Source organism: Vibrio sp. 10N.237.312.B06 (genome assembly GCF_041464685.1).
Classification (GTDB): domain Bacteria; phylum Pseudomonadota; class Gammaproteobacteria; order Enterobacterales; family Vibrionaceae; genus Vibrio; species Vibrio tasmaniensis_A.
In genome coordinates, this window is the sequence record NZ_JBFSPI010000049.1 from 1 (window position 1) to 5,187 (window position 5,187).

6 protein-coding genes and 1 pseudogene are annotated in these 5,187 nt (G+C 43.7%); 2 read left to right on the forward strand and 5 right to left on the reverse strand.

Features of this window, described 5'->3' with window-relative positions:
• Positions 1-50: 50 nt before the first annotated feature.
• Both AB6C75_RS14175 and AB6C75_RS14180 read right to left on the reverse strand, forming a co-directional pair.
• Positions 51-1,553, reverse strand: a complete 1,503-nt coding sequence (locus tag AB6C75_RS14175; protein WP_372108009.1) for an arylsulfatase — start codon at positions 1,551-1,553, stop codon at positions 51-53.
• A gap of 9 nt (positions 1,554-1,562) precedes the next feature.
• Positions 1,563-1,952: a DUF4345 domain-containing protein gene (locus tag AB6C75_RS14180; protein WP_017098733.1), complete on the reverse strand. Its 390-nt coding sequence runs from the start codon at positions 1,950-1,952 to the stop codon at positions 1,563-1,565.
• A gap of 139 nt (positions 1,953-2,091) precedes the next feature.
• Here AB6C75_RS14180 and AB6C75_RS14185 point away from each other — a divergent pair, with 139 nt between their 5' ends.
• Both AB6C75_RS14185 and AB6C75_RS14190 read left to right on the forward strand, forming a co-directional pair.
• A complete protein-coding gene (locus tag AB6C75_RS14185; RefSeq protein WP_372108010.1) occupies positions 2,092-2,859 on the forward strand; it encodes a hypothetical protein in 768 nt (255 codons plus the stop codon).
• Between the two features lie 366 nt (positions 2,860-3,225).
• The gene (locus AB6C75_RS14190) at positions 3,226-3,810 is read left to right on the forward strand and encodes an outer membrane protein (protein ID WP_135384755.1); all 585 of its coding nucleotides are present in this window, start codon (positions 3,226-3,228) and stop codon (positions 3,808-3,810) included.
• A 66-nt stretch (positions 3,811-3,876) separates the two neighbouring features.
• Here AB6C75_RS14190 and AB6C75_RS14195 read toward each other — a convergent pair whose 3' ends face one another.
• The 3 genes and pseudogenes from AB6C75_RS14195 to AB6C75_RS14205 form a co-directional block, all read right to left on the reverse strand.
• Positions 3,877-4,278, reverse strand: coding sequence for a globin (locus AB6C75_RS14195; protein ID WP_102249544.1), 402 nt, complete (start codon positions 4,276-4,278; stop codon positions 3,877-3,879).
• A gap of 136 nt (positions 4,279-4,414) precedes the next feature.
• Positions 4,415-4,855, reverse strand: coding sequence for a redox-sensitive transcriptional activator SoxR (gene soxR / locus AB6C75_RS14200; RefSeq protein ID WP_009847217.1), 441 nt, complete (start codon positions 4,853-4,855; stop codon positions 4,415-4,417).
• Between the two features lie 164 nt (positions 4,856-5,019).
• Positions 5,020-5,187: pseudogene (locus AB6C75_RS14205) on the reverse strand (NADPH-dependent FMN reductase); the annotation flags it as partial.

Here is a 5,187-nt window from a genome sequence, read left to right on the forward strand (position 1 = left end):
TAACTCTTTACCATGCTGTTCAAAAAACACTCACGAAAGATCAACACGCCCTAGTTACCCACACCGCCGGTTTTCCCTGCCGGAGATTCAGGCGTAACGGGAGGCCACTCTTCAAAGGTTGCTAAGTGTTGCTGAATAGCGGCTTGAGCAGGACCAAATGCCCACATTTTCTGCCCCATCCACTTCAAGTACATACCTGATTCTTCAGCTGCTCGCTCGTATGGGTCACGACGTAAGTTGAACAGTAACGGAGCATTGAGTTCTTCTTTCGGACCGCTCCAACCGTGATTCTGTACCACGAAGTGCGCTTTCCAATCTCCCACTCGAACCGCTTGTAGCTTGTCTCGTTCGTAGTAGTAAATTTCTTTACGGTTCGACTCACCTTTTTCGGTCAGCATATCGACTTGGTTGTAACCATCTAAGTGCGCTTTAAAGCCATCGTGACCTTTCAGCATTTTCTCTTTTAGATCTGTAGGGCCGCCCGCCGCTGCAATCAGCGTTGGTAACCAGTCCATGCCGTCAAAGATGCCATTGCCGACACTACCAGCAGGGATTTTGCCCGGCCAACTCACCAATGCAGGAGCACGAACGCCACCTTCCCATGTTGTCCCTTTTTCGCCATGGAATGGGGTCATACCGCCATCTGGCCATGTCATGATTTCAGGACCATTATCGGCCGTGAAAATGATGATGGTGTTATCTGCAATGCCGAGCTCTTCCATTTTGGCGAGCATTTCTCCGACATGATCATCAAGATCTTTCATCACCACTTCTTGCAGTCCCCAACCATTCTGACCAAGCATGGCTTCATACTCTTCAGAAAGATGCGTCCATACGTGACCTCGTGATGGGCAATACCAAGTAAAGAATGGCTTATCCGCTTCAACCGCTCTTTCAATGAAGTTAATCGTGTGTTTGTTAACTTCGTCATCCAGTGTACGCATACGTTCAATCGACAGTGCACCATCATCTTCAATGGTTTGACCGCCCTTACCGTCCGATTTTGCGTAGATCACATTACGAGGTGCAAAGGCATCCAAAGAGCCATCTTTTGGCCAATCTGGATCTTCTGTGTATTCCATTGCATTCAAGTGATACAACCAACCCCAATACTCATCAAAACCGTGCATTGTCGGTAGGAATTCATCTCGGTCACCAAGGTGGTTTTTACCAAACTGTCCAGTCACATAACCCATGGTTTTAAGGATTTCAGGAAGCGTTGGTGTGTCGGCACTTAAACCAACAGGGCCACCTGGCAACCCGACTGAGTGCATGCCTGTTCGCACAGGAAGTTGACCCGTTAAGAATGCAGAACGACCCGCCGTACAAGAAGGCTGAGCGTAATAATCCGTCAGTAGCATGCCCTTTTCAGCAATACTGTCGATGTTCGGTGTTTCACTACTCATCACACCATTGTGATAAGCACTCAGATTTGAGATCCCAATATCATCCGTGAAGATAACAAAAATATTCGGTTGCTCTTGTGCTGACCATGCCGATAGCGAAAAGCTACTCAACACACTCATCACAACAAGGTGGAAAATCCTTTTCATAGAATGTCCTTATACTGTTTCAGATTGCTCTTTGTGAACCATTTTTATTCCTACCAAACCAAAGCCAAGCTCCAATAGTAGATAAACGACAAGTAGCCAGTAAGGCATGCCATCTATCAACAAGCTAATGACTCGGCCGGCAGCCAAACCCAACATGAAGACCACCAAACTGTAGAGTGCTGCCAGTCGGTATTTCTTTAGTAACGCCCCTGCTATCCAAAACAGAGCCAACGCTAAGTACAACCCCATCACGGCACGAAAGATATGAGTGACATTGATAGGGCTAGCATCAATTCCGAAAAGATAATCAAGGGAGACAACCGGGGCATAACCATACGACAAAGCTATCGGTGTTAAACCCATAACTGCGACGAACAAAAAAACGCTTTGTTGCTTCATATCCTTACTCTTTTAATTTGGCTCTTTTCAAAAAACATAGTCTACAATCAGAGTTATACAAGTTGCATATGTAAAAACCAAATGGTTAAAGCAAACATTCACAACCTTGCTATTTCACACCGAAGATAAGGATATCAATATGGCTAAATGGCATTACCTACTCGCATCAGCGTTGGCTGTTAGTTCAACCGTAAATGCACAAGAAGCAAGTTCACAATCGGACACGCAAAAGTGGCAACACAGCATAGAAATTTATGCGCTTGCTTTAAATATCCGTGGTAATACAACAATTGGTGATATTTCTAGCGATATTGATGTCGACCCTGCATTCATCATGGGTCATTTGGATATGGGAGCGATGCTTCGACTAGAGGGGATCTATAACAATCAGTGGGGTTATTACGTTGACTACAGCTACATGAAACTGAGCGGAAAGTCAGATTCAATCATCGGCAACACAGGTATTCTTAATGGCAAGCTTGAGATCAGACAAGGCGTTTTAGAAGCAAAAGGCTTTAAACGCTACCAATACGACATTGGTGCCATTGATTATATGGTTGGATTACGCTTGTGGGATAACGATATTGATTCCAAACTCTACACAAACAGCGGGACAACCCTGAATTCAAGATCTTTAGAAGAAGATTGGATTGATTATCTGATAGGCGTTCGTTGGACCAAGGAGCTCAACAAAAATTGGACTGTGCATACAAGCTTAGATATGGGCTTAGGAAGCGATACCGACTTTACCTCATCTCTGTTAACTGGCGCTCGATACCAGATAAACAGTTGGTCTGACTTAAACATCGCATACAAATCCACTTGGGTTGATTACGAAAACAAGGGCACCTTTGAATACGATACCGCATCGCAAGGGTTCCTGATTGGTTGGGCTGCTCACTTTTAATCCGATTATCGTAACGTGTTAGAACCTCGGCCAACCCAACATTGGTCATTTGGATTTAATTTCGATTAAAACGTAAGCCTCGAATGATTCTTATCTCTGGTGATGACCTCCGTCGCCAGAGGTTTTTCTTCGTGAAACATGCACCGCCCTCCCTCATAGAAAACCCATTAAATCATAGAGTAACTCTCGCACACCGCGCATTTAATCCATCTAAAAAATTCTAATTTTAGGTCATGGAAATACAGGCTTATGTTTTGAGATATTTAATCTTCATTTAATCTTACCACCGCCCATTCGAACGGTGTTTTTTATTTTAAAAATGCCGCTAAAATCCTCTCCCGAAATTTACAAACCAGAGTAAAAACAATGAAAAAATTAGTCTTAGCGGCTCTTACGATTGCCTCAGTTACGGGGATCGCATCAACTTCAGCTTTCGCATCAAACGAAATGTACACATTAGGTGGTGTAGGTATGGATAGCGGTGACGTTGGCGCTCAATTCACGTTAGGTAGCCAGATCGTTCAAAGCAATTGGTATATTGAATCGACGTTACTTGTTATCAGCACTGACGATAAGTCTACTAGCTATAATGGTGACAAGGTGCTTCAAACAGAGCAAGAGTTCGATTCTTTAATGCTTTCATTAACACCTATGTATAAGCACAGCTTCAGCGAAAACTTCGCTGTTTATGGTAAGGCGGGCGCGTTTTACGCACACTCAGATACCAAACTGGTGTTCCTATCTAACGATAATAATGAAGTCCACAAAGGGTCCCATGGTGATTTTGGCTTAACTTACGGCATCGGCGCAGAATACAAGTCACTAAAACCAGTTTTCGGCCACTCCAAGTTTGTGACTCGAGCTGGATTTGATTGGTATGAGTTCGGTGGTTCAAGTAGTTGGTATACTCCTGAGTCGGTACTAAGTATCCAAGCAGGCTTTACCTTCTAATCTAGTCACGGATAACACTAAAGTAAGCCACATATGATTCGTGGCTTACTTTGTAGACATTTTGGTTCAGACTACACACTCTTTCTTCATGATAGCAAGTCCTGTTTCCAAGGTATGTGCCCAAGCTTGTTCGACATTTTCATCATAAAGTGGATCGTATTTTTTAACCGTATTGAGCAAGGAATTAAACCACTCGTTGAGCTCTTGCTCAGAAATATCCATGCCTAAATCTTTATGTCGCTTCCCAAGCTTTCTCACCGAGTTTCGTACGCTCGGCAGACCTGCAGAGTTATAGATAAGGATGATTGAAGCTTTAAGCATCTTGGTTTGTTGCTCTAACCCTATGTTTTCAAATCGCTCTGAAAACCTAGGGTTGTGTTCGCAGAAGTCCGCCAAAAATGTTTCTAGAAATTCTTCATCGATCCTGCAACGCTCAAAGCTTTCATAAAACAGTTCATTAGGTGTCATTTTGTTGGTTCTTCGCATTCGCCAGCGATCCTTAACAGTCCATGTCATCTAAGTATAAGCCATTATGGTATAAGTATACGCCACAATTGCATAAAGTGAGTTGCACAGATCTTGTTTCCATCAGGGACTCAGTTAGCTAATCAACAATGCGTTGTGCGCCCTGTCCTTGGTCATGCAGAATATCTTCAGGGTTCAACAATTGGCATTTCTGCATACTCAAACACCCGCAACCGATACAACCAGTTAGGTTTTCTTGTAGCGATTTAATCTGCGCCATCTTACTGTCCAGTTGCCCCTGCCATTTCTTCGCAACGCGTTCCCAATCTCGCTTAGTCGCGGTATGGTTCATTGGCAGTGTTGATAACTCTTCGGTGATCTCTTCGAGCGTGAAGCCTATTGACTGCGCGACTTGAATCAGCGCGATTCGACGCAGCATCGCCGACTGATAACGACGTTGATTTCCGTTAGTACGAATCGAAGCAATCAACCCTTTGGTTTCATAAAAGCGCAGCGCTGAAGGTGCCACACCACTTCGCTCAGCCAACTGGCCTATGGTGAGGTATACGATGTTTCTCATTACGACACTATCCTTGAGATCATAAATATTTAAAGCTTACTTTAACTTTATAATAACGACCAATTCTCATCTTAACTAATTAATGTCCTTAAACTTTGACAGCCGGCTCAACGAAAAACAGTCATGAACACGGCTGCTTTGTCTAATTGAAGGTCATTCGATTTCTAAATCTGACTCATGATCGATTTCAAGTTCTCTACTATTTCGGCATTGATGATCTCTCCCGTTTCTACATTAAAGTTGTCGTAGAAACTTGGCACCGACATCGCCCCCTTCACATCAGCATCAAAGTAAGGTGCAGAATTTACAGCAGACGACAAGGTGATAGATTG

Coding starts and splice junctions, on each gene's coding strand:
- AB6C75_RS14175 (WP_372108009.1), bottom strand. CDS start 1,553: ATGAAAAGGATTTTCCACCTTGTTGTGATGAGTGTGTTGAGTAGCTTT.
- AB6C75_RS14180 (WP_017098733.1), bottom strand. CDS start 1,952: ATGAAGCAACAAAGCGTTTTTTTGTTCGTCGCAGTTATGGGTTTAACA.
- AB6C75_RS14185 (WP_372108010.1), top strand. CDS start 2,092: ATGGCTAAATGGCATTACCTACTCGCATCAGCGTTGGCTGTTAGTTCA.
- AB6C75_RS14190 (WP_135384755.1), top strand. CDS start 3,226: ATGAAAAAATTAGTCTTAGCGGCTCTTACGATTGCCTCAGTTACGGGG.
- AB6C75_RS14195 (WP_102249544.1), bottom strand. CDS start 4,278: ATGACACCTAATGAACTGTTTTATGAAAGCTTTGAGCGTTGCAGGATC.
- soxR (WP_009847217.1), bottom strand. CDS start 4,855: ATGAGAAACATCGTATACCTCACCATAGGCCAGTTGGCTGAGCGAAGT.